This window comes from Streptococcus sp. oral taxon 056 str. F0418, from assembly GCF_000220065.1.
GTDB lineage: Bacteria > Bacillota > Bacilli > Lactobacillales > Streptococcaceae > Streptococcus.
Genome location: NZ_AFQU01000001.1, coordinates 517,996 through 541,781, shown reverse-complemented (window position 1 = coordinate 541,781; position 23,786 = coordinate 517,996). Strand labels below are relative to the sequence as shown.

Sequence of the window (23,786 nt, the reverse complement as noted above, 5' to 3'; positions counted from 1 at the left end):
GAAAAAAGAGGTATTTTTATGAAATCTGAAACTTTAAAAATGAAGCCTGAATTTATTGGGCAAGCATTTTATGAAACATTAGGGAATGCACCAAGAACAGTGATGGGTAAACCTGGGACTTATCAACGTCATATTTTGAGTAGTCAAAAACACGGGGTCTTTCATGTGATTACACCTGCTACTGCAGAAGTATATCCAGAAGATGCATTGGTTGAAATTGAAAATCCTGTATTTTATCCAGATTATGCAGTTAATGGACGAAGTGTTGCACCAGCGTTGAATGTTTTTGCGACAGGGCTTAAAGTTGTTAAAGGAGGAAATAATTAATGGCAAAAGTTGGATTAGAGTTTGGAGATAAACTTCAAATTGTAGATAAGAAGTATCGTATTGTAAGTGAAGCGCTTGATTTAGAGGCTATTTTGGGGAATCTAAAATTTGGTAAAATTGAGCGACAAGATATTATTTATGAAGATGATACAAGTCAAGCACGTAATGCTGATGGGACATATCCTCAAATTCCAACTGGGGAAATTCGTGGTATTGAGGTGAGTGTTAAATCATCTGCGCAAGGTCAAACCGTCTTTGTAACCATTATTGACATGTTACAATCTGATATTGAGGCTTTAGGATTGCAATATCGTGATGAGGTTGAATTATCAGATGTTGTGGTTGCTTATTCTTCTATTAATGGAAATGATAATTACAAAATTTTTGCTTCTAAGATTGCGAAGAAAGGTGGCGGACAACCACAAGTAACAGCTAAACCAAATGAAAACAAAGAAAAACAAGATCATAAAGGATAATAGTATGAAGGAGGTATAGAATGGCTTCTGTACGTTTATTGCCTCAATATCGTGGTATAAGGGTTCGTCCTTATATGCGATTCATGAATTATATTCTATTTTCTTGTTTATTTTTTCCATTTTTAGTTGGATTTGCTTTATATATTTATGTTAATTTAGAACAAATTCAAGCCTTAGACTATTTTACGATAGGTTTAGGGCTTTTTTTGTTTTTGCTATCGTTGGTTTCTTCTATTTATTTAACCTGGTTTCTTCAGGAAGCGACACCATTTTTTAAAAAATTGGAACGTTTAGGACGATTGTCTTTTTTCTTATACGAAAATAAATTTGTTTATGAGAAGAAAAAACAAGGCGGTTCGGGTCAGTCTGTGAAATTTCCTAAGATTTATTTACAACAGGGGAAATATGAATTGTCTGTTCATTTTAAGATGGCTGGAAATAAGTTTCAAGATAAGTTTAAGAAGATTGGTGGTGCTTTAGAAGATACATTTTTTATGGATTTCAAAGAGACTTTGGACGAACCGAATTATAAGGTTTATAAATTGGCTTATTCTGCTTATTTGAATCGTATTACTGTACCAGATGTTTCTTGGGATAAAGAAAAAGGTGTAGAGTTGATGAAGGGGTTCTATTGGGATTTTATTAGTGACCCACATTTGCTCGTAGCTGGTGGAACTGGTGGTGGTAAAACAGTATTACTTTAGTCTCTTATTTTAGCTCTGTCTAAGGTAGGGGTAGTAGATATTTGTGATCCGAAGCGTGCTGATTTTGTCACGATGTTAGATATTACTGCTTTTGAAGGTCGAGTTTTTTTTGAAATATCAGATATTGTATCTCGTTTTGAAAATGCAGTAGTGATTATGATGGCTAGATATGACTTTATGCGTTCTGAAATGAAGCGTTTAGGCCATAAAGATATGAAAAAGTTTTACGAATATGGTTTAGAACCGTATTTCTTTGTATCTGACGAATATAATGCGTTAATGTCGATGCTTTCTTTTAAGGATCGAGAACGGGTGGATAATGCGATAGGTCAGTTTTTACTTTTAGGGCGTCAAGCAGGCTGTTTTGGCATATTGGCGATGCAAAAACCATCTCGTGAAGATTTAGGTTCTAAGCTTCAGGCAAATATTAACTTTAGGATTTCTGTTGGTCGTTTAGATGAGACGGGCTATGATATTTTATTTGGTCCAGAGAATCGCAATAAAGAATTTAAATACTTAAAATATTTAGGTGGACGTAGAGTTTATGGTCGAGGGTATGCTGGTGTTTATGGTGAAGTGGCAAGGGAATTTTATTCACCATTATTGACCAAGAAATTTTCATTTTTTGATGAGTTTTCTAAGCTTGAGCGTCATACCAATCAATTTGACCCATTAGAAAATAGTAATGTTTCAACTGATATTTTAAATAATGAATTGTTAAGACAATTTGCAGAAAATGCCTCTGCACATCAAACAGTTGATCTTGAGGATATTGATATTGAAGAAATGGAAGAATTAGTAATGGAAGAAGAACAAATGATTGGGGCAAAGGAATTTTCTAAAGATTTAGGGAAGAGCCTTGCTCAACTTGTAAAATTAGTAGCTATGTTGGAAGAAAATAACTATCGAAGTTTTATCCGTGAGGAAGGGGAGATTTTATTTTCTGTAGAAGATGTGCAATTAATAGAGCGTTTATTCGAGAAGAAGGAAGAATATTCTGGAACTTGGAAAGAACTATTGTCTGACTATTTCGGGTAATAGTGGTAGAGAAACCATTTTGGTGGCTCTTCTGAAACAGGCATGGATAGGTGTAGGGATAGGCCTGGGCGTAGCCCAGGCCGTCTATCCCGTCTACACCGACTATTCATGCCTGTTTCAGGAGGGTTATCAAAAATGCGAACCCCCTATACCTAATAGGGGGGTGAGAAATGAGAAAAACGCCTCATAAAACTCCCCTAACACTAGGTGGCTCAAGGGTTTTCGAGTTTTAAAAAGTGTGTCATTTTGGCAAAAAAAGCGTGTCACTAGAAAGGTAAAAATGGCAAAAAAACGACTAATTGATGGTAGCCATTTAAAAAGGCTACGAAAAACAACGGGTTTGACACAAAAACAGTTTTCAGAAATGGTTGATATAAATGTTCGTAGTTTACGTGCGTATGAAAATAATCAAAGAGGTTTAACATCCTCATGTTTTAGAGAGATAAAAGAAAAATTAGGTTATCTGGTTGATTCTCAAAATACTTTGCGAGTGATGATTGATTATTTACGTATCACATTTAAAGATGTTCGGGATCTAGCTTATTTTTGTGAAACTTATCTTTTGTGTGAGTTGAAGGAATTTATCTCAGAAGATACAAAATTGATGGCTTACAATCATCTCTGGCGTAGAGGTGATATTTGGATTTTTGATTACATCGATAAGAACTTGACAGACAATTACCAGATAACAGTTCAGCTTTCGGGTCAAGGCTGTCGACAAATGGAATTGATTTTAGAAAATAGAGGATTGACCTGGCATGATTTGTTATCCAAAATGTACTTTGAGCGTAAAGATATGAAAGTGACCAGGCTTGATATAGCTATGGATGAGATGTATCGAGGTCATGATAAAGAAGATGAACATTTTCTGTTATCGGATATGATTGCTAAGGTATATCATAATGAAGTCGTGTTTGATAAATTGAAGACTTGGAATCATGTTGGAGGTGGAGGCCTAAATTTTAAAAACGATCATGAGAAAGAGGAGGCTAGTCAGGGCATTTCGTTGTATTTTGGCAGTCGTCAAAGCAATTTGTATTTTAATTTTTACGAAAAACGCTATGAATTAGCTAAGAAAGAGAATATTAGTTTAGTTGAGGCTTTGGAAATATTTGGCATTTGGAATCGTTATGAGTTGCGATTTGCACAAGAAAAGGCTAATAAAGCGATTGAAGAATATGTTTGTGGCATTGATTTAGCTGAAATAGCAAAGGGTATTATTAATAAGGAGATGCAGGTCTATGATGAAAAGAATAGTTATGGGGCGTTTCTTCCAGATAAAAAATGGCAATTGTTGTTTGGTGGTGTAGATCCGATCACTCTTTCAGTGCAACCTGAACCTTATAATATTGGTCGTACTATCAAATGGCTTTTGCACCAGGTTGCAGATAGCTTGGCTTTAGTAGATGAAGCAGATAAAGTGATGAACACTCAATACTTGCAGATGATCATTGATTCTGGTGAGTTAAGTGATAAAGCTAAGAAAACACTAGATACATTGCGACTTAATGCTTTTACTAAAAGCGAGGAAGAGTTGCTTAAATTGGAGGTTTGTTAGAGATGAAAGCTAAAGCGATTGAATCTTATCTAGTTGAGCATATTGATAAGCTAGACTATGTTATTGATGATGTTGTTTCAAAAATTCCAGATAACTATTTTTATCAACCTGAAATTAATTTGGGAGTGCTATTTCAAAAGCGTCAACAATTAATAACGTTGCGTAGTAAGATGTATTCTTTTGCTTATCATAATGATAAAAATGTGAAAGTTGTCTATAATAAGTCACTTTCAGAATATAATGATATGCTTTCAGAGTTAGTTTCAGAGAAACGATCTTCGTGGAAGAAAAGTTTAATGGCTTCTTCAGACGAAGAAAAGGTGGCTTTTCTTTCGTTAATGATTTATAAATACAATTTACTAAAACGTTTGAGAGTTTATCGCTGAGGTAGAAAAATGAGATTAATTCGTTCGCCGACATAGCCATTGAATATCAATGAGCTACAAATATAAAAAATAACAAAGAAAATGGAGAAATAAAGATGGCTGAAACAACAAAAGCATTTGTGAAAAAAATAAAAGGTACTTCTCAAGAATTAGGTGAACTGTTACAAGCAAATAAATTTGAAGAGGCGTTTGATGTAGCAAATAAGTTGAATAATCTATTGAAAAGTGAAGAAATTGATAATTTAACTGGCAAAGAGCTTAAAGAAACTAGTATTGAAGGAATTAAAGAGCAGTTGAAGAAATATTGGTGGGCGAACGGTGAAATGCGTAAATATCAAGGTGTATTACGTAAACGTGGTCAAATGTTTTCGGATTATGCTAACTAGTAAAAAAGTCTGTTTTATTGTTGAAAACTTGTTCAAAAACTTGTACAACAACTTATAAAGTGATATAATTATGATATTACATAAAAGAGGATGGTAATACTATGGAAGCGGTAGTTTATTCTAATTTTAGAAATAACTTAAAAGAATACATGAAAAAGGTCAATGATGAATATGAACCTTTAATGGTTGTGAACAAAAATCCTGAAGAAGATATAGTTGTATTGTCTAAAGATAACTGGGATAGTATTCAGGAAACTATTCGCTTGATGAGTAATGATTATCTTTCTGATAAGGTGTTGTCTGGTATGGAACAGGTAAGAAAAGGATTGTTCTCTACTCACGATTTGATCGAGGTGGAAGATGATTAATTTTACAGATGAAGCCTGGGAAGATTATTTATCTTGGCAGCAAGAAGATAGAAAGATTTTAAAGCGGATCAATCGTCTAATAGAGGAGATTAAACGTCAACCATTTGAAGGTATAGGGAAACCAGAACCTTTGAAATATCAATATGCAGGTGCTTGGTCACGTAGGATTACAGACGAGCATCGTCTAATATACATGGTCAAAGAAGATGAAATTTATTTTCTCTCTTTTAGAGATCATTATAAATAGAGTAGAGTAGTCAGGATTTGGCTACTCTTTTTCTTTTAGAAAGGAAAAAAGGCAGTAAAGGTAAGTTATAATAGCTACATGGATATTTGTAGTGATTATTTGTATGGTAAAGGATTTTTGAGTTTGCCAGAATCTATTCAAGATGCAGTAGATGAATATTTTGATGGTTGGGAAGTGGAACAATACGGTAATGGGAATCCAGATGATATGTGGGTCAATCATTATGTGTCTTATGATAGTAAAGAACTATTGATAGATACTATTAACATGTTGTCCAGCCAGGAGTATCAAGAACTTCTTGAAGAGGAACGTTTGGAAGAGTGGATTGAAGCGAATAGAGAAGAAATTGAGGAACGAATCAATGATTCTTACAGTTTCTTAGGATATGCAGATAAAGAATGGCATGTGTTTGTGTAAAGAAGGTAACTATGGATAGATTTGAAAATATACCGAATCAAGCTTTACAGCGTTTACCTGTCGGGAATAGTCGTCTTAAAGTTCCGACATCTTCCTTTAAGGCTGAACCGTTGAGGGTGTTAGGAATAAAATGGTCTGCAGGTGACTATGAGATTATTGACTGGAGCTATTATGATTGTCTGAAGAAATATGGTTATCGCCCCAGTCTCGCAAACATGATTGCCTTACATAATGAAATTTTAGGAAATCGTTGATAGTGAATCAGTAGAATTTATGATAATATAGAAAGGAGAAAAATGTTAGGAGAATATTCTATTATGGATTGGGTTACTTTGGGGGGAATAGTAACTGTTGCTGCAACGGTTCTTAGAACTTTGGTAAAGTTGTCTAGAGATAATAGTATTCTATTATCAGAATTTAAGTTGTTATCGAAAGAGCATGACGCATTATCTAAGGAGCATGACGCATTATCGAAAGAATATGATGCACTATCGAAAGAGCATGATTCATTATCTAAGGAACATCGTGGGTTGTCTAATGAACATCAATCCATCAAGAAAGATACAGAGTATATTTCTGATGAAATGAAGTTTGAAAAAATGGCTCGTGAGAAATTGTATCAAAATAGTACTCGTGCTAAAGAGATTTTGGAAACAATGGATATGATGAAAGAAGTTGTTTTACAAAATGCACAGTTGAGTTCAGAATTAGCTGATTTAAAATTGAAAAATCAAGAATTGGCGCAGTTAAAAGATAACACTGAGTTACCTAAGTTGTATAATGCTATTAATAGGTTTGAGCAACAATTAGCGAATTTTGAAGGATATAGAGAAACTGAAGAGATTCAGAGTATCTTAAAAAGAATCCAAAATGAGTTGTCAGAGTTTGAAAACCAATAAAAGGCACTTGTCATTTTTGTGATAAGTGTTTTTTATATTTTAGAAGAAAAGAAATGGTAAGTAAGTATATGGGTAGTTCAAAAGTTTTAATTAGAAATCCAGAAAATGGAAGGAAGGCTTGGTTTGGTCTTCCTCTTTATTTTGGTCAACTAACTAGAATAGGTCTGCAGGGATCGTATGAAGAACAGATTGAAGTTGTGGAATATCAGGGTTCAGCTTTTATTGGCTTTGGTTATTTTACAGTAGAGGATCTGGAGCAGTTAAATAGGCAAGTAGAGGATTATTGATGAAAGGAAGTAGGAACACAGTAAGATGCTTGCAAATATACGAGTGTATGAAGACGGTCAATCCAGATTGTTATGTGAACTGGATTTGATGAAATTTTCTGAAGATCAGATTAGACAACGAATGAGTGAAAGAGGGTTCAACGATGAATCCTTTTTTATTTGTGGCTTTTCTGATTGGGAAATTGATACGATTCTTTCTTTGGAAGAAGCTTATCTTTTAAAGAAGGTCATATTAGAACTATATGATGGTGATGATTTTGTTGTCAGGCATTTGCTTGAGAGACATAAATCAGTACTTGAAATTATGAAATCACATTATATTTTTTCTACGAAAGATGAAAAAGAACTGATGAAAAGGTTAATGAGAGGTAGGGAAATGGATTTAGTTATTGATTTTTTCTACCAAGTTACTAATTGGGTTACTTTTGTACAAGTTTATATTGATAAGGGGGTGGTGCTGAATACATCACGGGGCTTTTATGTAGACGTTGATTATGTCTATTAGAACAGCCAATTTTTGAAATGTCTATTGTAATAGACAAATTTAAAAGAAAGGATTGAATAGGTGAAGATTATTAAAAGTATCAAAAGTTATTTATCTCGCTTTTCGAGAAAAAAAGAAGTAAAGAAACTACCGAAAGTAAAACAGGTGAAATCTAGCACGGTTAATGTTGTTGCTTATGGCCTATTGATAGTATTCTTTTCGGTTGGTTTATTTGGTCTTTTAAGATCTATTGGTATGTCAACACAAGTAGATAGCCTGAAGGCTCAAGTCAAAAAGTTGGATAGTACAATTGTTGATATTCCAAATAAACAGCAGACATTAGATGTTTCTAAGGTTAGACAATATATGGCTGGTTTTATTCGTACGTATATCAATTATACTTCAGAAGGTTCAGCTACTAGATTGAAAGATTTGGAAAATTATTATTCGTTTAATACTAATTCTTATCGTGATGAGTTGAAAGCACCACGAACTTTGTTAAGCCAAGGATTGATTGCAATAGAAGAATATGTCGATTATAAAGTTGCGAAAGTTAAGGTGCAATATGAATCTGGAGAAGGAGAAAATAAGGTAACAGAAATATCGGTTTTAGCTATACCTTTTAAAATGAATGATGGTTTGCTTGCGATTGTCAGTACGCCTTATTTTGTGAAGGAAGATGATTTGCTTGGAAAATCTAAAGCTTTTGAAATATTGAATAGTAACGATATAGAAAAATTAGATGAAAAGACAGTTAAATCGCTCAAAGATTTTTTACCAATTTTCTTTGAAAAGTATGCTTTGAGCGAAGAAAAAGATTTGACATTGTTGATGAAGAAACCAGCTTTTATGGGTGGAAAGTATAAAGTTCAGACAGTAAATGATAGTTCAGCCGTATTTTACAAGACAGAGGGTAAGACTGCTGTACAAGTGTCAGTTGATTTTGAAAATATTTCAACAGGGGCAGTGCATACTGAGCGCTTTACCTTGTATTTGTCAAAACAAAGTAGTGGTTGGTATGTAGATGAATTTTATCAATATTATAAGAATTAATGGAGGAAAAAAATGTTTAGTGGTTTAAAAGAATTTATGGGAAGTGACCTTGTCACAGTTGTTTCATTTATGGGAATTGTGCTATTGATGAAAAAGTGGCGGGATAGTAAATGGATGGAGATTTTAGGTATTCTTGTTCTCTATACATTGATTGTTGCTTTTGCGACAGGTAAGCAAGGAGTTGTGACGGAAGTTGTATGGAAAGTACTAGGTTTCTTTGGCTTTAATAATGGGTGATAGTCATGAATGATTTTATCTATGATTATGCCAGAGGGTTAAATGCTCCTTACTGGATTCAAGAGATAAGGGTCAAAACAAAGCATGGAGAAAAAACAATCTGGAGTTTTTCAGTTCCTATTCAGCTTTCTTATTTTGTAGTGGGAATTATCACATTTATCTTGATGATGACCGTTTTTTCTTCAGTTATGGCTTTTCTGTATCGGATTAGTTCAATTTCTTTAACATTGTATTGGTATCTACCAACACGGTTAGCAAAATTCTATTCTGAGTATGAGCCACAAGGGAAAAAATGAATGTATTTCTATCGGATTATATACGTTATTTCTTTGCTTTTGTTTTGAATAAAAAAGCTATTTATCAGGAGTCTAGGATAGATACTTTTGAAGAATTGGTCTTTGAACCAACTAAATTGTAATAGGTGTCAAAGCCTATTATGATATAGAGCGTAAAACGCTCCATAAAAATAAAAAAAAAGAGAGGGAAAGATGGCTAATATTTTAGAATATCCTGTTGCAGCAACTTATGAAAATTTGATGTTGCGCAAGGATGGTTATGTAATGGCTTTTTATCGTATTCCAGCTATTCCAATTACGATAACGGATGATAACACAAAGTCTAAACATAAGCAGAATGTGGAGAAATTAATTAAAAAATTATCTTTAAATAAGAATTTTGAATTGGCATTGATTCCGAAAGATTTTTTGCTTGAGGAAAAGATGAGAGATTTTAGCGAGGCTTTAGCAGAAGATAGTTTAGAAATTGGTCTGGATTCTTTGAATGAGACTGTTGAGAAGTTGACTGATGAGATGGAGATACCTTATCAATATGATTGGTTGATTGGTGTCAGATTGAGTAAGAATGGAGCAAATAGAAGTTTGCAGCAGTTGGTTTTAGATAAGCTAGATAGCGTATCAAAGTCTGTTGCACATGGTTTTGGATATGAAATAGCTTTAAAAGATAATTGGTATCAAACCTATGAAGAACAAGAGGCTTCGATTTATCAATCGTTGAGAAGTTTTCGAGGGAAACGCTTGACAGATGAAGCTATGTTTTATTATCAACGTATGCAATTTTTGCGCTATATTCCTCATTTTAAGGAAGAAGTAATTGCTAATCGATCAAAATACAATGTGACAGATACATTGATTCGTAGTTTAGCGGGTGGTTTTTTGAAATTGGAGAGTCCGTATGGCTCTTCTTTTTTGTCTATCTTACCAGTTGGAAAAACTCCTACAATTATCAATAGTTTTCATTTGGGTGAAATTGCTCAACGCTTTAACTTTCCTGTGGGATTAAATATTAAGTGTGAATTTATTGATAGTAATTCGATAAAAGGTACGATGGGACGTTCGAATATTCGTTACTTGAATATTATGAAAGAAGCTCATTCAACCAATACGACGCAACAGAACGAAATTATTCTTGGGAATCAGTCTTTGAAGGATTTGATGAAGCAGGTAGGTGGTAATCAAGATTTGATTGAGTTTGGTTCGTATTTTATAGTTGCAGGGTCTAGTCTAACTCAGTTGAGACAACGAAGACAAATGATTCTGAATACGTTTGGAGATATGAAAGTAGAAGTTCATGAAGCAAGTCAAGATACTCCTTATCTTTTTCAATCTCTACTATATGGAAGGGATTTAGATAACACGACCAGGAAGTGGAATCACTTAGTGATTGGCAAAGGTTTTGCGGAACTCATGCCGTTTACCACTACTTTTTCAGGGAATAGGATTGGTCATTATATTGGTCGTGTTGATAATAAATTTACACGTTGGGATTCGATTGGTGAGGCGGTTAGAGGGTCTCGAAATATCGTATTGTTTAATGCGACTGTGGGAAACAAAGAAGAGATTGAGGGCAAACAGACAAAGAATCCTCATTTTATCATTACGGGTGCGACGGGTGAAGGGAAATCTTATTTGGGTCAGTTGATATTTCTATTGACATCGATGGAAAATACTAAATTGCTTTATATTGATCCGAAAAGAGCAATTCGCAAGCACTATGAAGCAAAGATTAATGATCCAGAATTTGCCAAGCGTTATCCAAAACGAAAGAAACAAATTGAGCAATTTAATTTTGTGACGTTGGATAGTACAGATGAATCTAACAAAGGTGTACTAGATCCGATTGTGATTTTGGCTAAGAATGATGCTATTAGTACAGCTAAGAATATCCTTAGCTATTTGCTGAATGATAAAGATGTGACTTTAGATCAAGAGACTGCAATTGGAGAAACAGTTGATTTAGTTGTCAATCGTAGATTGAATGGTGAGGTTGTCGGTTTTAATCAGATTATTGAAATTATGGTCAATAGTGAAGAAAAAGAGATTGCTTCTTTGGGACGCTATTTAGCTTCGGTAATTAAGAACTCTATTTTAGAGCTTGCATTTTCAGATGGGGATGTTCAAGGTCTTTCGTATGATAAACGTGTAACGATTTTAGAGGTTTCAGACCTGGCTTTGCCAAAATCTAGTCAAGACAAGCAAGAAATCAAGATGAGTGATCATCAAAGAAATTCGATTGCTCTTATGTTTGCTTTAGGAGCTTTTTGCACCCGTTTTGGGGAGCGAGATCAGTATGAAGATACGATTGAATTGTTTGATGAGGCTTGGATCTTGATGGAAAGTGTTGAGGGTCGAGCTATCATCGAGAATATGAAGCGTATTGGTCGTCACTATAGCAATATCTTAGGACTGATTACACAGTCCGTAAATGATGCTAAAAGTGAAGATGACGCAACGGGCTTTGGAACTTTATTCGCTTTTAATAACGAAGTGGAACGAGAAGAAATCCTTCGACATGTTGGTTTAGAAGTTAATGAAGGTAATATGGAATGGCTTTCTAATATGATTTCGGGTCAGTGTCTCTATAAAGATGTCTATGGTAATTTAAATATGATTAGCGTTCATACGGTTCATACAGATATTGATACTCTACTTAAACCAATGAAATCAACTGTTTCAAGTAATTTAGAAAACAAATACGCTTCATAGGAGGGAGAGATATGAAAAGTTTACAAGAAATGTATAGTAAAATTTCTGGCGTTGATATCTTCTCTTTGAAATCATATATGGAGCCGACAGGTAGTTTAGATCATGGTATTTATGCTGTTATCAATGATATTTTTGTCAACATTCCATTTTTCATTTTGAATATGATTGTTGGATTCTTTTCTATCTTAATGCAGCTTTTAGAGTCGATTGATTTGGTTGGGACTTATGAATCTTCTGTTTATAAAGCTACAAAAAGTATGTGGACTAACTTCATGTCTGGTAAAGACGGATTTTCAGTAGTTTACTTTTTAATCACTCTTTCGCTACTTTACTTGCTTTACCAATATTTAGCGCAACCTGGTCGTTTTGCTCAAAAGCTTTTTCATTTCTTAGCAGTTGTAACGATTGCTTTTGCTTATTTTGGAGTTGTGGGGTCTACTGGTGGCGGTGTTTACGTTTTGAAAGGTATTCGGGATTTTTCCAAGGAGACGGTTTCGCTGATTTCAAGTGTCAAAGTAGAAGTCAATGGTCAAAGTATTTCGGTTGATCAGGACTTTTCAAAGACTTACGTGGCAGATACTTCCTATCGAGCTTATCTCTTTGTAAATACAGGTCGAGTCGATGGTCAATTTAAGAATAGTCAGTCTGGGAAGTTAGAAACTTATGATGATTCGGAAATTTTAGGTAAGAAAGAAGGAGATTCTTTTAAGCCATCTAAGTCGAAAGTGAGGACAGACAAATTAGAATGGTATGGACATAATGCTGATTCTGGAGAAGAAAGAAATCGCTGGAACTCAGCTGTTTTAGATTATGTGCCCGCTAGAATCTTTTATATTTTGTTTATGATAATCAAGGCCTTTATTTTGGCTTTACCAATTCTATTTGTGCAACTTCTTAGTCTATTAGCTCAAGTAGTTGTTTTAGGCTTGATGTTCTTAGTGCCGTTAGCCTTGTTATTATCATTCGTGCCAAATTTTCAACATGTGATTTTTGGTTTGGTTAAAACGATCATGATAGGCTCTGTTTTGCCATCCTCTATTTCGGCTCTGTTGTTAGCAGTATTTTTGATTGAGCGAATGATTTCGATTGTTATAGCAGAACCAGCCGTTGCAATTTTATCTAAGATGGCTTTTTTAGAGAGTTTTTCTGAAGGTTTTAGCTTGTTATTAAGTGTAGCAGTGTCTTGTATGGTCTATGTTGGTTTGTGGAAATTTAAAGCTACATTGATCAATTTGATTTTTGGTCATCAAGCTAGTATGGCGATTGATACTTTTGGTAATCGATTTAATATGCCGTCTGAAGAAATGCGTCAAAATGCTTTTGAGATGGCACAGCGTATGGGAGATTTTACTCTTTATTCAGCAGGTTTACTTTCGGGCGGTCTTGTAAATGGTATACGTGACTATCGGGATGATGCGGTAGATAGCGTGAAAGATATGGCTATGATGAAAGATGTCACATTTTCGATGGAAGATGAATTAGTGAAAGAAGATGCCGTGACACAAGATTTACCAGATAACTTTAAACAAGACGTGATGACAGAGAAGCCATCATTTGAAAATCAAGAAAGCCTTGATTATGACTTTGAATCTCCAGAATTTAAGAAAAATGAAGAATTGCAAAATTTCGATAGTGGAACGAATTTAAAGCCTACTTATCAGTCGTTTGAACCTTCTTCTTATGAAGAACCGCAAATAGATTTTGAGGCTGATTCTTTAATGTTAGACCCTTATCACGAAAATGATTTATCTATTGACTCGCCTTTGATTCAGGAAGGAGAAGTACAATTTGAACAGTATTCACCAATTCAAGAAGAGGTGAGATTCGATCAGAATTTGCCTATTCAAGAGGAATTGCCTCATGAGGGTGAGCAGATTCAGTATAAGCAAGAACCTTCTTTTGAATCAGAATCAATAGTAGAAAAGAAACCTCGTCCGCTTACTAAGCGACAAGAGAAAAGGGCAGATCGTTTACAGGAACAATTAGAAGTATATCGGAATGAGCAGTCATATTTTGAGGGACAAGGTTCAAATGCTTTTGTTCGAGGCTTTAACAGCTCTAGAAGAAAAGAGCAACGTTTACGAGCTAATATGCAAAGAGAGGAATCTATCAAGAAGAAATTGGCAGAATTGAGAGGTGAAGTATGAAAAAAATAGGAATTGGATGTGCAGTTATTTTATTCATTCCAGTCATTCTTATTTTGGTATTAGCTATGGCAGCCTCTTCTGGTAGTGCTTCTGCGGAATCTAATGTGAATGGTGTGGTGTATGTGGAGCATTGGAGTGGAAAGGATGCTTACACTCATCATTTTTTAGCACAACGCTACGGTATTACAGCTAAGCAGATTGATGGTTTTATCAAGAGCCAGGGATATGAGCCTGTTGGTCGAGCAAGTGGAGAAGCCTTTTTGAAGGCGCAAGCTCAAAGTGGTATTGATGTACGTGTCTTAGTTGCTTTTGCTCAAATGGAAAGCTCTTATGGTACGGCTGGAGTAGCAAAGGATTATCCAGAAGCCAATATCTGGGGCTATGGTTGTGTGGATAATGATCCGAATCAGGGAAGAAATTGGCCACCAGAAAGGGCTTTTAAGGATTTTAGAGAGCATCAAATTGAGCGTTTAGGTAATTCGACTTTGCAGATACTGGATAAACGTGCTGAGGAATATAAGAATGGGACGTTACCAGCTGGAGCAGGTGTCTACTATACTGATACTTCAGGTACTGGTAAGGCTCGTGCTAAAGTGATGGAAGCGCTAGATAAATATATTGATGAGCATGGTGGAACTCCTAAACCACCTAGAGGCTATGGTTCTTCTGCACGGCCAGGTGGAGGTAAGTTAGCGATTTTGGATGCTACCTTGAATACTTCTTTGTGGGGTGGTCAATGCTATATGGTTCCAGCATTTTATGCTCAGCAATTAGGAGGACCGATGTTGCGAGGATCAGGGAAGATTGCAGCAGCGGATATTGGTACTGACTATGATTGGGCTTCTTTCGGGTGGACAGCGATTATTAATCCTAAAGCTTCTCAAGTTAAGTCTGGAGATATTATCAACTGGAAACGTGGTGCAGATTACTCGGCTGGTATTGGCTATAAAGTAGATGCGACATATGGTCATACAGCTGTTGTAGGTCAGGTTTTATCTAAAAATAGAGTTATGATTTATGACCAGAATCCATCAACAGTTCAATATCATGAAATTACGATTTCTGATAGCATGCTATCAAGTATTGTGCGGAAAGGAAAATAAAATGTATAAGAAAATTATGTGTTTATCGCTTTTGGTATTTGCAAGCTTTTCTTTAGCTTCTTGTGTAGGAGAGAACTCTAAGAGCTTACAAGAATCTAAAGAAAAAGATAGAGTAATGAAAATCGATAAATCCACTACAAGTGAAACAAGTACTTCTTCTAATTCTGAAGATAGTCAATTAATAGCTGAAGAATTTATGTCTGCATATATGAATCAAAAGTTTGATTTGACTGATATTGAACGTAGAAAAAGTAAATTGTTGTCTTTGTTAAGTGAGAAAACACAGCAAGAAACAACGATTTTAGCAGATTTAGAGACGTTTAAGCAACAGTTAGATAATTTTCAGACCAAAAAAGAGTTGAATACAAGTTCCAGTGCTGTTTTAGTCGAAAGAAAAATAGATAGCTTAGATGTCTATAAAAAAGAAGATAAGTATTTAGCAGATGTCGTTTATTCTGAGACAAGTCCTGTTGTTACGAATGCTTATCAAGTTCATAAGCAATTTAGTTTTGAGGTTGTTAATCGCAAAATCGAAAATTTAAAAGAGCTTGAAAAAGAATAGGGGCTAAAAATGAAAATACGAGCTCCTGTTGAAATAGTTAATTTTATTGTGTTGTAACAAGTAATATTATTTTAAATTTAAAGAGGTATAGAAAATGAATAAAAAACAAATTATAACTATGTTAGCAGTTTCTACGTTTGTATTAGCAGGAGCGAATCTAGCTTTTGCGAATGAGAATACTGTTGGTTTAGATACAGGTGCAGATATTGTAGAAACCAGTAAGCCGAGTGAATCATCTAATTCAGCTGAAAATGTAAAACCAAGTGAACCAACTAAACCTTCTACTGAGGATAAAACAGGTTTGGAAGATGAGAAGCCAGCTCAACCAAGCGAATCATCTAAACCAAAGGAAGAGCCAAAACCAAGTGACTCAAGTCAGCCAACCAAACCAAGCGAAGCAGAAAAGTCTAAAGAAGATACAAAGCCAAGCAAGGAAGAAGACAAGAAGTCTGACACCAAACCTAGTCAACCAGCTAATCCAGATGTTCCCGTAAACCCAGATAAACCAACTGCTCCTAATGTGACAGAAAATGACTTGATTAATCAACCTATTGTTGATCATAAGGGAAATACTGTAGTTGGCACTAAAGATAGTAACGTGCTTGTTAAACAGCCCGATGGCTCAATCGTGACTGAAAAACCTGAAGAAATCGGAGCAGTTCGTCAGAAAGATGGTACGATAGCTTTAAAAGATAATAAAGGGGAACTCAAAGTTCTTCCGTCAACGGGAGAAGCAGCAAGCATCCTTTTAACAGTGTTGGGTGTATTTGGTTTAGGTGGTGCGGGCATACTTCAATTCAAGTCTAAAAAATATTAACAAGCTCTTGCTTCAGTTAGGGTAGGTTTTTATGGATTGAGTCGCTACAATGTAAAGAAAAATTGAACATATTTAATAGCAAGTGGTGTCTTTACTAAGTCCCTACTTGCTTTATTTTGTGTTATAATGAAAGGAGAAGTAGGCTTAAAATTGACAGGAGGCTATGAATAATGATTTATACAATTTCAGACATACAATCTAAACTGAGTGTCATTGCATATAAATATCAAATTTCTAAAGTTTATCTTTTTGGTTCTTATGCACGTGGAACGGCTGACGAAATGAGCGATATTGATTTAGCTATAGATTTAACAGGAAGCATTGTTTCAGGATTGATGTATTTTGAAATGGAAGAAGAAATAAAAGCGTTGTTTAATATTCCTGTAGATGTGTTAACTGTTGAAGAAATATTAACGGGGAAATCCTATATTACTCAACAATTACGTGTGCAATTTTTGAAAGAGAGGATAGTGATTTATGAGAATAGAGCGATTACAGAGAGACTACTCCTATCTTAAACAGATGATGTACTATATAGAGGAAGTTGAAAATACGTTGAGGAAAATTCATCATTATAATATTCCTATAACGGATGAAATGTCAGTTAATTCTTTAGCTATGGTTATTGGTCAAATAGGCGAACAATTAGGAAGTGGTAAGTTGTCCGAAGAAACGCAGGAGAAATTCTCAGATATAATTCCGTTTCAGACTATTAAAGGTTTTAGAAATAGGGCTTATCATGATTATGGGAGCATGAAAGCTAAAATTATAATTGAAACAGCTATAGAAGATATTCCAAAGTTGCGAGAAGATTTAGAATATGTCATCATGCAAGTAGAGAAAGAGTTGTCACGATAGAAGTCGTGGCTTTTTTGATTTAAATAACATCGTAAGTGAAAAGGAGAAAAAATGGAAATTGTTGCATTATATAATAATTATCCTGATAAATTTGTTTCAAAGGAGCAATTAAAAGAAGAGTGGTTTTCAGCTATTTCTATTAAAACGATTGAACGGCGTTTAAAGGAAGCTAAAACTATTAGGAAGTTTAGGGATATTTCGATAGGGACAGGTGGAAAGGTCATGATTAATGTGAGGGGATTCTACTTGTTTTTGTTATATAAAGAGAAAAATAAATATAAGTGATATAATTGTAGGTATTGACTAGAAATATACCTGCTAGAAATAGGAGGCTATATGTTTTTTAAAGTTGTAGGGGACAAGAAAGTTCGCTATTATGAAAAATATTATGATGAAAGTGAGGGCAAATGGAAACAAGTATCATGTACATTAACTTCTAAAACAAGAGCTGCACAAGCTGAGGCAAGAAAGATTTTAGAAGCTAAAATAGAGGAAAAGACAGATACAATTTTTGGTGTTTCACAAGATTTGTTGGTTTCTGAAATAGCTAATGAATGGTTGGTTATTCGAGAGGCAGAGTTAAAAAGAAATACATATGTTAGACAAAAAGTAATATTTGATTCTTTTTTGCAGGAATTTGGAACAAAAAAAGTTAGTAAAATACCTAATACACTATTGCAAAAATATTTGTTAGCAAATGATTGGTCTGATGGTTATCGTAGATTATTTAAAACAGTTTTGGATTTGTTCTTTACTTATTGCCATAAAGTTGGTTATATTAAAGATAATCCAATGGAAAGAGTTGTTTTGCCTAAAGTTAAAAATAGTGTACAAATCATACAGCGCAAAAAAGAACATTATTTATCAAAAGAGGAAATGAGGGAGTATTTATCTTACTTAGAGAATAGTAAGGAAGATAAAAGATTTATATTGTTAGCAGAATTTTTGTATTTGACTGGGCTTCGTGTTGGTGAGGCATTAGGGCTAAAATGGGAAAATGTAAATATAAAAAATAAAGAAATATCTATTCAGCATACTTTAATAACAGAGGCTGGTTCAAAGAATTATTATTTAAGTTCTCCTAAAACAGTTAGTTCAGTCCGTACAATAAGAGTTTCGGATAGAGTGATAGAGATTTTATCTGAGTATAATCAGCTTGAAGCTGAGCTTGATGGTTTGGTGTTCATATTTCGTCAGAAATATCCTATTCCTTTGATTACTTTTAATTGCTTTTTGAGAAGAACTTTTGAAAGGTCAAAAATTGATAAGGGTGAGAATTTTAGATTGACTAGTCATGTTTTTCGTCATTCGCATATTTCTTTGTTGTCCGAGTTAGGTGTACCTTTAAGAGCTATTATGGATAGAGTAGGCCATTCAAATGAAAAAATGACTTTATCTATTTATACTCATGTTACTCAAAATATGGAATTAGAAACAATTGATAAGTTAGAAAAAATCGATTTACATGCACCATAAAATAACCCAAAATGAGAGAAAAAATGATAAATATTGTCTAATATTGTCTTTGTTGAAGAAATGCTTAAATCCTTAAAGCGATTGATTTGTCAAATATTGTATTGATTTGACTAGATTAAAAAGAAGAGGACATGATATAATAAACCTATGGAAAAGATAATCATTACAGCAACAGCTGAAAGCATTGAACAAGTAAAAGAACTTCTAGAAGCAGGAGTTGATCGGATTTATGTTGGTGAAAAGCATTACGGCCTTCGATTGCCACATACTTTCTCTTATGATGAGCTTAGACAGATTGCGGATTTAGTCCATGAAGCAGGCAGAGAAATTGTTGTCGCAGTCAACGCTTTGATGCACCAAGATATGATGGATAACATTAAACCTTTTCTTGATTTCCTAGCTGAGATTAAAACAGACTATATCACAGTTGGTGACGCAGGTGTTTTTTATGTGGTAAATCGAGACAAGTATCCATTCAAAACGATTTATGATGCTTCTACTATGGTAACAAGTAGCCGCCAAATCAATTTCTGGGGGCAGAAAGCTGGAGCATCAGAGGCGGTTTTAGCTAGAGAAGTTCCATCAGCTGAGCTCTTTGCAATGCAAGATATTCTAGAAATTCCAGCCGAAGTGCTAGTATATGGAGCCAGTGTTATCCACCACTCAAAGCGGCCCTTGTTGCAAAATTACTATAATTTCACGCATATTGATGACGAAAAGACAAGGGAGCGTGATTTGTTCCTAGCAGAGCCAGCTGATCCGACTAGTCATTACTCTATCTTTGAGGATAATCACGGGACGCATATTTTTGCTAATAATGACTTGGATTTGATGACTAAATTGCTAGAGTTGGTAGAACATGGCTTTACTCACTGGAAGCTAGAAGGAATTTACACTCCAGGACATAATTTTGTAGAGATTGCTAAATTATTTATCCAAGCGCGTGATTTAATATTAGCTGGTAAATTTACTCATGACCAAGCATTTCTTTTAGATGAGGCTGTGCATCGCTACCATCCTAAAAATCGTTTCTTGGATACTGGTTTTTACGAATACGACCCAGATATGGTTAAATAGTATTTTATACTAAAAAGAAGTTCGAAATTTTTCTGACTTCTTTTTTAACAATTATCGGTTAAAAATTCTGAAAATAAAGTATAAAATTAGAATTGTGAAAAACATTTGAGAAACCTTGCTTTTCCTGGAAATTTGCTATAAAATAGAAAGGATTATATATTACTTATTATCTATCTTATCTTGCAAATAGGAGAAATGATGACAAAAACATTGAAACGTCCAGAGGTCTTAGCGCCTGCTGGTACTTTGGAAAAACTTAAAGTAGCTGTTCGTTATGGAGCAGATGCTGTCTTTATTGGTGGTCAAGCTTACGGGCTTCGTAGCCGAGCTGGAAACTTTACTTATGAGCAAATGGAAGAAGGAGTCCAGTTTGCAGCAAAATATGGCGCAAAAGTTTATGTTGCGGCTAATATGGTGATGCACGAAGGTAACGAAATTGGTGCAGGAGAATTTTTCCGCAAGCTCCGTGATATTGGAATTGCAGCTGTAATTGTATCAGACCCAGCTCTAATTGCTATTGCAGCATCAGAAGCACCAGGATTAGAAATCCATTTATCTACCCAAGCTAGTGCTACCAACTACGAAACCTTAGAATTTTGGAAAGAATTAGGCCTAACCCGTGTCGTTTTAGCACGCGAAGTGTCTATGGAAGAATTGGCTGAGATCCGAAAAAGAACGGATGTTGAGATCGAAGCCTTTGTTCATGGAGCAATGTGTATTTCCTACTCAGGACGCTGTACACTTTCAAACCATATGAGTATGCGTGATGCGAACCGTGGTGGTTGCTCGCAGTCTTGCCGTTGGAAATACGACCTTTATGATATGCCGTTTGGCCAAGAAAGAAAGAGCTTGAAGGGTGAAATCCCAGAAGAATTTTCTATGTCAGCGGTTGATATGTCTATGATTGACCACATACCTGATATGATTGAAAATGGTGTGGACAGTCTTAAAATCGAAGGCCGGATGAAGTCTATACACTATGTCTCAACAGTGTCAAACTGTTATAAAGCTGCTGTGGATGCGTATCTAGAAAGTCCAGAAAAGTTTGAAGCTATTAAGCAGGACTTGATTGATGAAATGTGGAAAGTAGCCCAACGTGAATTAGCAACAGGATTCTACTATAATACACCTACAGAAAATGAACAGTTATTTGGTGCCCGCCGAAAAATTCCCGAATACAAGTTCGTAGCTGAAGTTGTTGACTATGACGCAGAAAATCAAATAGCTACTATCCGTCAGCGCAACGTTATTAATGAAGGAGATCAAGTAGAGTTTTATGGTCCGGGTTTCCGACATTTTGAGACGGTTATTCGTGATCTTCGTGATATTGAAGGTAATAAGATAGATCGTGCACCAAAACCAATGGAACTCTTGACAATTTCTATGCCAACACCAGTTTGCCCAGGAGATATGGTACGTAGTAGAAAAGAAGGGCTTATTAACCTGTACAAAGAAGATGGAACCAGTGTAACAGTAAGGGCTTAACCTAGTGTAAACCGTGGTGGATCATTAAAGCTAATATTCAATTAGGAGGCATTATGGTATTTAGTCCAACAGAAAATGAACAGTCGCTTAAGGGAAAGATGCCGCGTTTGACTGATAGTCAGATTACAGCTCTCTTTCGTGAACCTCGGACTATGCGTAAATTTGAGGATCGATCTGTTTCTGATGATCAACTTCGGCAGATTCAAGAGCTCACTTACCTTGGCCCCACAGCCTTTAATAGTCAACCTTTACGCATCACTTGGATAAAAAGTATTGAAGCGCGCGAACGTCTTGTAAAACATCTCATTGAATCTAATCGTGAAAAGGCGCTCCAAGCTCCAATCAATGCCATACTTTCATATGATAGATTATGGATGGAGCGAGCAGATGTCTTTAATCCTCGTGCGACAGAATCCATAAAAGGCTATTATACGACTGAAAATCGCGTCCTTTCAGCTGCTCAGCAAAATGCTAATCTACAGGCTGGCTACTTTATGATTGCGACGCGAGCTCTGGGTCTAGATGTAGGGCCTTTAGGAGCTGATTTTGATGGCTTATATGAAGAATTTTTCTCTGGTACTGATGAACATCCGATTCTTGTGGTAAATATCGGCTATGGTATACCAACAAAATACCCTCGCGACACTCGTTTTGGGTATGATGAGGTAACTCGTAGTCTGTAAAAGCTGAACAGTATTTAGCATAGTGAAAATAGTTCTTTATTTTATTGATTTTTCGAAAATTGTTTTTCTTGTTTAGTTTATACATTTGATGTCTACTTGGATCAGCTGATTGTACAGAAAAACACTTCAAATATTAGATTTTTACTTTTTTGAAGTGCAGGACAAAATAGAAAATGAGGCTGGGACAAAAGTCCTAGCCTCTCAATTGTCTTTGGATTGTCGAGCAAGACGCAGTGGTTGAGTGGGCTCTACTACGCTGATTTCATCAGCTTTTACAGCCCTACTCAACTGTGCGGAGGTGGGACGACGAAATCGAATTCTAATGAATTACCGATTTCTGTCCCACTCTCATTTGTGTTATCGAATTTTACCTTATCTTTTGATTAATTTTTTGGGCTTCTTGTACAGTCTTCGGAACAAGTCGTACTCTTTGGATTTCAGGAATTCTAATAATAATGGACATGCTCTTGTTAAAGTTTTTAACTATTAGCTGCTGGCGATTTTTATCATATTTAACAATATCTCCAGTAAAGCTTTTATTTTGAAAAATAACATGGATTCCAGATTTTTTTTGAATAGCTAGCTCAAGCATGGATAAAATACTCGTATCAGTTTCGCTTATTTGTTCATTTTTTTTATCTGTTAAAAATTCATTTGTTCGATCGGCTAGCATTTTTAGAAATCTTTTCATGGCTAAATTCTCCATAACTTGATACAATACTATTATATAACATTTTATCGTAAAATTCTAAATTTTTTACGAATAGATAAATATAGAAGCGTAGAGTAATTACGTTTCTAAATTTAAAAGGAGTCAATGATGGCAGAATTTACATTTGAAATCGAAGAAAAACTTCTAGTCTTGTCTGAAAATGATAAAGGCTGGACGAAAGAACTAAATCGTGTCAGCTTTAATGGTGCACCAGCCAAATACGACATTCGTACTTGGAGCCCAGATCATAGCAAAATGGGAAAAGGAATCACCCTTTCCAATGAAGAATTTCAAATTCTTGTAGATGCATTTAAAAACGGATAGTTGCTATCCGTTTTTTGTTTATCTCTAAAATAATAATGGAATTTCAGACCATAAAAAATAGGTTGGCTAACAAATGCGACTAAAAGCATTTTTAATAAATCCGCTAGGATGAAAGGAAGCACACCGATTGTAATAGCTTTTGTAAACTCAAAGCCTCCTAAGAAGTGCAAGCCAAGTACCCCTCCGGCAAATAAAACAACATCTCCTAGAATATTAGCTACTAGAGTGGTCAAGAAGGAGCTATTTTTGCTAGTGAGTGCGGAGGTAATAAGTGCAAAAATTGGACTAGCTAGGAGATAACCGCCTGTTGGTCCTAATAATGCTTGCAATCCTCCATGACCACCTGCAAAGACAGGGAGCCCGATGGCGCCAAGAAGCAAATAGAGGACAGTTGCCAAAAAAGCCTCGCGAGGTTTAAATATAGTTGCGATCAGACCGATAGCAAAAGTTTGTAGTGTAACAGGTACTGTCCCAAAAGCAAAGCTTAGTTGAGAAAGCACTGCCAAAATGGCTGCTCCAATTGCTGGAAGAATAAATAGAAACACTTTTTTATGATTCATAATAGTAAACCTCTTTTATGTTTTGTGGTAACTATTTTAAATTGAAGTCATAAAAAAGTCAAGCGATTTTTATCGGACTAGACACTTAATTGATTAGTTTTTCTTTTTGCTTT

General features: G+C 35.1%; 29 protein-coding genes and 2 pseudogenes. 29 read left to right on the top strand and 2 right to left on the bottom strand.

Annotated features, from left to right (window positions below; genetic code table 11):
* Nucleotides 1-18 precede the first annotated feature (18 nt).
* The 28 genes and pseudogenes from HMPREF9182_RS02715 (at nt 19) to HMPREF9182_RS02580 (ending at nt 22,077) form a co-directional block, all read left to right on the top strand.
* Nucleotides 19-327, top strand: coding sequence for a hypothetical protein (locus tag HMPREF9182_RS02715; protein WP_009443583.1), 309 nt, complete (start codon nt 19-21; stop codon nt 325-327).
* Nucleotides 327-803, top strand: a complete 477-nt coding sequence (locus HMPREF9182_RS02710) for a hypothetical protein (RefSeq protein ID WP_009754488.1) — start codon at nt 327-329, stop codon at nt 801-803. The genes HMPREF9182_RS02715 and HMPREF9182_RS02710 overlap by 1 nt, the downstream gene beginning before the upstream one ends.
* A 20-nt stretch (nt 804-823) precedes the next feature.
* Nucleotides 824-2,545, top strand: a pseudogene (locus HMPREF9182_RS02705) (FtsK/SpoIIIE domain-containing protein).
* A 280-nt stretch (nt 2,546-2,825) separates the two neighbouring features.
* A complete protein-coding gene (locus tag HMPREF9182_RS02700; RefSeq protein ID WP_009755097.1) occupies nt 2,826-4,103 on the top strand; it encodes a replication initiation factor domain-containing protein in 1,278 nt (425 codons plus the stop codon).
* Between the two features lie 2 nt (nt 4,104-4,105).
* Nucleotides 4,106-4,489: a hypothetical protein gene (locus HMPREF9182_RS02695; protein ID WP_009443899.1), complete on the top strand. Its 384-nt coding sequence runs from the start codon at nt 4,106-4,108 to the stop codon at nt 4,487-4,489.
* A gap of 95 nt (nt 4,490-4,584) precedes the next feature.
* Nucleotides 4,585-4,875, top strand: a complete 291-nt coding sequence (locus HMPREF9182_RS02690) for a hypothetical protein (RefSeq protein ID WP_009443896.1) — start codon at nt 4,585-4,587, stop codon at nt 4,873-4,875.
* A 101-nt stretch (nt 4,876-4,976) separates the two neighbouring features.
* The gene (locus tag HMPREF9182_RS02685) at nt 4,977-5,243 is read left to right on the top strand and encodes a type II toxin-antitoxin system Phd/YefM family antitoxin (protein WP_009754888.1); all 267 of its coding nucleotides are present in this window, start codon (nt 4,977-4,979) and stop codon (nt 5,241-5,243) included.
* A complete protein-coding gene (locus HMPREF9182_RS02680; RefSeq protein WP_009443657.1) occupies nt 5,236-5,490 on the top strand; it encodes a Txe/YoeB family addiction module toxin in 255 nt (84 codons plus the stop codon). Before HMPREF9182_RS02685 ends, HMPREF9182_RS02680 begins: the two co-directional genes overlap by 8 nt.
* 78 nt (nt 5,491-5,568) lie before the next feature.
* Nucleotides 5,569-5,907 carry a hypothetical protein gene (locus tag HMPREF9182_RS02675; protein ID WP_009443293.1) on the top strand — a complete coding sequence of 113 codons (339 nt, stop codon included), beginning with the start codon at nt 5,569-5,571 and terminating at the stop codon, nt 5,905-5,907.
* 11 nt (nt 5,908-5,918) lie between these two features.
* The gene (locus tag HMPREF9182_RS02670; protein ID WP_009754816.1) at nt 5,919-6,161 is read left to right on the top strand and encodes a hypothetical protein; all 243 of its coding nucleotides are present in this window, start codon (nt 5,919-5,921) and stop codon (nt 6,159-6,161) included.
* Nucleotides 6,162-6,203: 42 nt separating this feature from the next.
* The gene (locus HMPREF9182_RS02665; protein ID WP_009444014.1) at nt 6,204-6,806 is read left to right on the top strand and encodes a hypothetical protein; all 603 of its coding nucleotides are present in this window, start codon (nt 6,204-6,206) and stop codon (nt 6,804-6,806) included.
* A 53-nt stretch (nt 6,807-6,859) separates the two neighbouring features.
* The gene (locus HMPREF9182_RS02660) at nt 6,860-7,093 is read left to right on the top strand and encodes a hypothetical protein (RefSeq protein WP_009443787.1); all 234 of its coding nucleotides are present in this window, start codon (nt 6,860-6,862) and stop codon (nt 7,091-7,093) included.
* A gap of 25 nt (nt 7,094-7,118) precedes the next feature.
* Nucleotides 7,119-7,598: a hypothetical protein gene (locus HMPREF9182_RS02655; protein WP_037602600.1), complete on the top strand. Its 480-nt coding sequence runs from the start codon at nt 7,119-7,121 to the stop codon at nt 7,596-7,598.
* 60 nt (nt 7,599-7,658) lie between these two features.
* Nucleotides 7,659-8,630 (top strand): conjugal transfer protein, encoded by a 972-nt coding sequence (locus HMPREF9182_RS02650; RefSeq protein WP_009443580.1) that lies wholly within the window; start codon nt 7,659-7,661, stop codon nt 8,628-8,630.
* A gap of 12 nt (nt 8,631-8,642) precedes the next feature.
* A complete protein-coding gene (locus tag HMPREF9182_RS02645) occupies nt 8,643-8,867 on the top strand; it encodes a hypothetical protein (protein WP_009443445.1) in 225 nt (74 codons plus the stop codon).
* Between the two features lie 5 nt (nt 8,868-8,872).
* Nucleotides 8,873-9,285, top strand: a pseudogene (locus tag HMPREF9182_RS02640) (conjugal transfer protein).
* A gap of 70 nt (nt 9,286-9,355) precedes the next feature.
* A complete protein-coding gene (locus tag HMPREF9182_RS02635) occupies nt 9,356-11,869 on the top strand; it encodes an ATP-binding protein (protein ID WP_037602597.1) in 2,514 nt (837 codons plus the stop codon).
* A gap of 11 nt (nt 11,870-11,880) precedes the next feature.
* Complete coding sequence (locus HMPREF9182_RS09570) at nt 11,881-14,016, top strand: putative membrane protein (RefSeq protein WP_009754308.1); 2,136 nt, start codon at nt 11,881-11,883, stop codon at nt 14,014-14,016.
* A complete protein-coding gene (locus tag HMPREF9182_RS02625) occupies nt 14,013-15,119 on the top strand; it encodes a CHAP domain-containing protein (RefSeq protein ID WP_009754766.1) in 1,107 nt (368 codons plus the stop codon). Before HMPREF9182_RS09570 ends, HMPREF9182_RS02625 begins: the two co-directional genes overlap by 4 nt.
* Nucleotide 15,120: 1 nt before the next feature.
* Nucleotides 15,121-15,681: a hypothetical protein gene (locus tag HMPREF9182_RS02620; protein ID WP_009443238.1), complete on the top strand. Its 561-nt coding sequence runs from the start codon at nt 15,121-15,123 to the stop codon at nt 15,679-15,681.
* 94 nt (nt 15,682-15,775) lie between these two features.
* A complete protein-coding gene (locus HMPREF9182_RS02615; protein WP_009443705.1) occupies nt 15,776-16,498 on the top strand; it encodes an LPXTG cell wall anchor domain-containing protein in 723 nt (240 codons plus the stop codon).
* Between the two features lie 170 nt (nt 16,499-16,668).
* Nucleotides 16,669-17,016, top strand: a complete 348-nt coding sequence (locus HMPREF9182_RS02610; RefSeq protein WP_009754943.1) for a nucleotidyltransferase family protein — start codon at nt 16,669-16,671, stop codon at nt 17,014-17,016.
* Nucleotides 16,976-17,356 (top strand): HepT-like ribonuclease domain-containing protein, encoded by a 381-nt coding sequence (locus HMPREF9182_RS02605; RefSeq protein ID WP_009443523.1) that lies wholly within the window; start codon nt 16,976-16,978, stop codon nt 17,354-17,356. Before HMPREF9182_RS02610 ends, HMPREF9182_RS02605 begins: the two co-directional genes overlap by 41 nt.
* A gap of 51 nt (nt 17,357-17,407) precedes the next feature.
* Nucleotides 17,408-17,641: a hypothetical protein gene (locus HMPREF9182_RS02600; RefSeq protein ID WP_009754849.1), complete on the top strand. Its 234-nt coding sequence runs from the start codon at nt 17,408-17,410 to the stop codon at nt 17,639-17,641.
* A gap of 51 nt (nt 17,642-17,692) precedes the next feature.
* Nucleotides 17,693-18,832, top strand: a complete 1,140-nt coding sequence (locus HMPREF9182_RS02595) for a tyrosine-type recombinase/integrase (protein WP_009755041.1) — start codon at nt 17,693-17,695, stop codon at nt 18,830-18,832.
* 147 nt (nt 18,833-18,979) lie between these two features.
* Nucleotides 18,980-19,909 (top strand): peptidase U32 family protein, encoded by a 930-nt coding sequence (locus HMPREF9182_RS02590; RefSeq protein ID WP_009443817.1) that lies wholly within the window; start codon nt 18,980-18,982, stop codon nt 19,907-19,909.
* Between the two features lie 198 nt (nt 19,910-20,107).
* Complete coding sequence (locus tag HMPREF9182_RS02585) at nt 20,108-21,394, top strand: peptidase U32 family protein (protein WP_009443165.1); 1,287 nt, start codon at nt 20,108-20,110, stop codon at nt 21,392-21,394.
* Between the two features lie 53 nt (nt 21,395-21,447).
* Complete coding sequence (locus HMPREF9182_RS02580; protein WP_009754269.1) at nt 21,448-22,077, top strand: malonic semialdehyde reductase; 630 nt, start codon at nt 21,448-21,450, stop codon at nt 22,075-22,077.
* 367 nt (nt 22,078-22,444) lie between these two features.
* Here the strand turns inward: HMPREF9182_RS02580 and HMPREF9182_RS02575 are convergent, their stop codons facing one another.
* Complete coding sequence (locus HMPREF9182_RS02575) at nt 22,445-22,768, bottom strand: hypothetical protein (protein ID WP_009443048.1); 324 nt, start codon at nt 22,766-22,768, stop codon at nt 22,445-22,447.
* Nucleotides 22,769-22,897: 129 nt separating this feature from the next.
* Here HMPREF9182_RS02575 and HMPREF9182_RS02570 point away from each other — a divergent pair, with 129 nt between their 5' ends.
* A complete protein-coding gene (locus tag HMPREF9182_RS02570; RefSeq protein WP_009754350.1) occupies nt 22,898-23,113 on the top strand; it encodes a YdbC family protein in 216 nt (71 codons plus the stop codon).
* Here the strand turns inward: HMPREF9182_RS02570 and HMPREF9182_RS02565 are convergent.
* Nucleotides 23,080-23,673, bottom strand: a complete 594-nt coding sequence (locus tag HMPREF9182_RS02565; RefSeq protein WP_009443056.1) for a biotin transporter BioY — start codon at nt 23,671-23,673, stop codon at nt 23,080-23,082. The genes HMPREF9182_RS02570 and HMPREF9182_RS02565 overlap by 34 nt on opposite strands.
* Between the last annotated feature and the right edge of the window lie 113 nt (nt 23,674-23,786).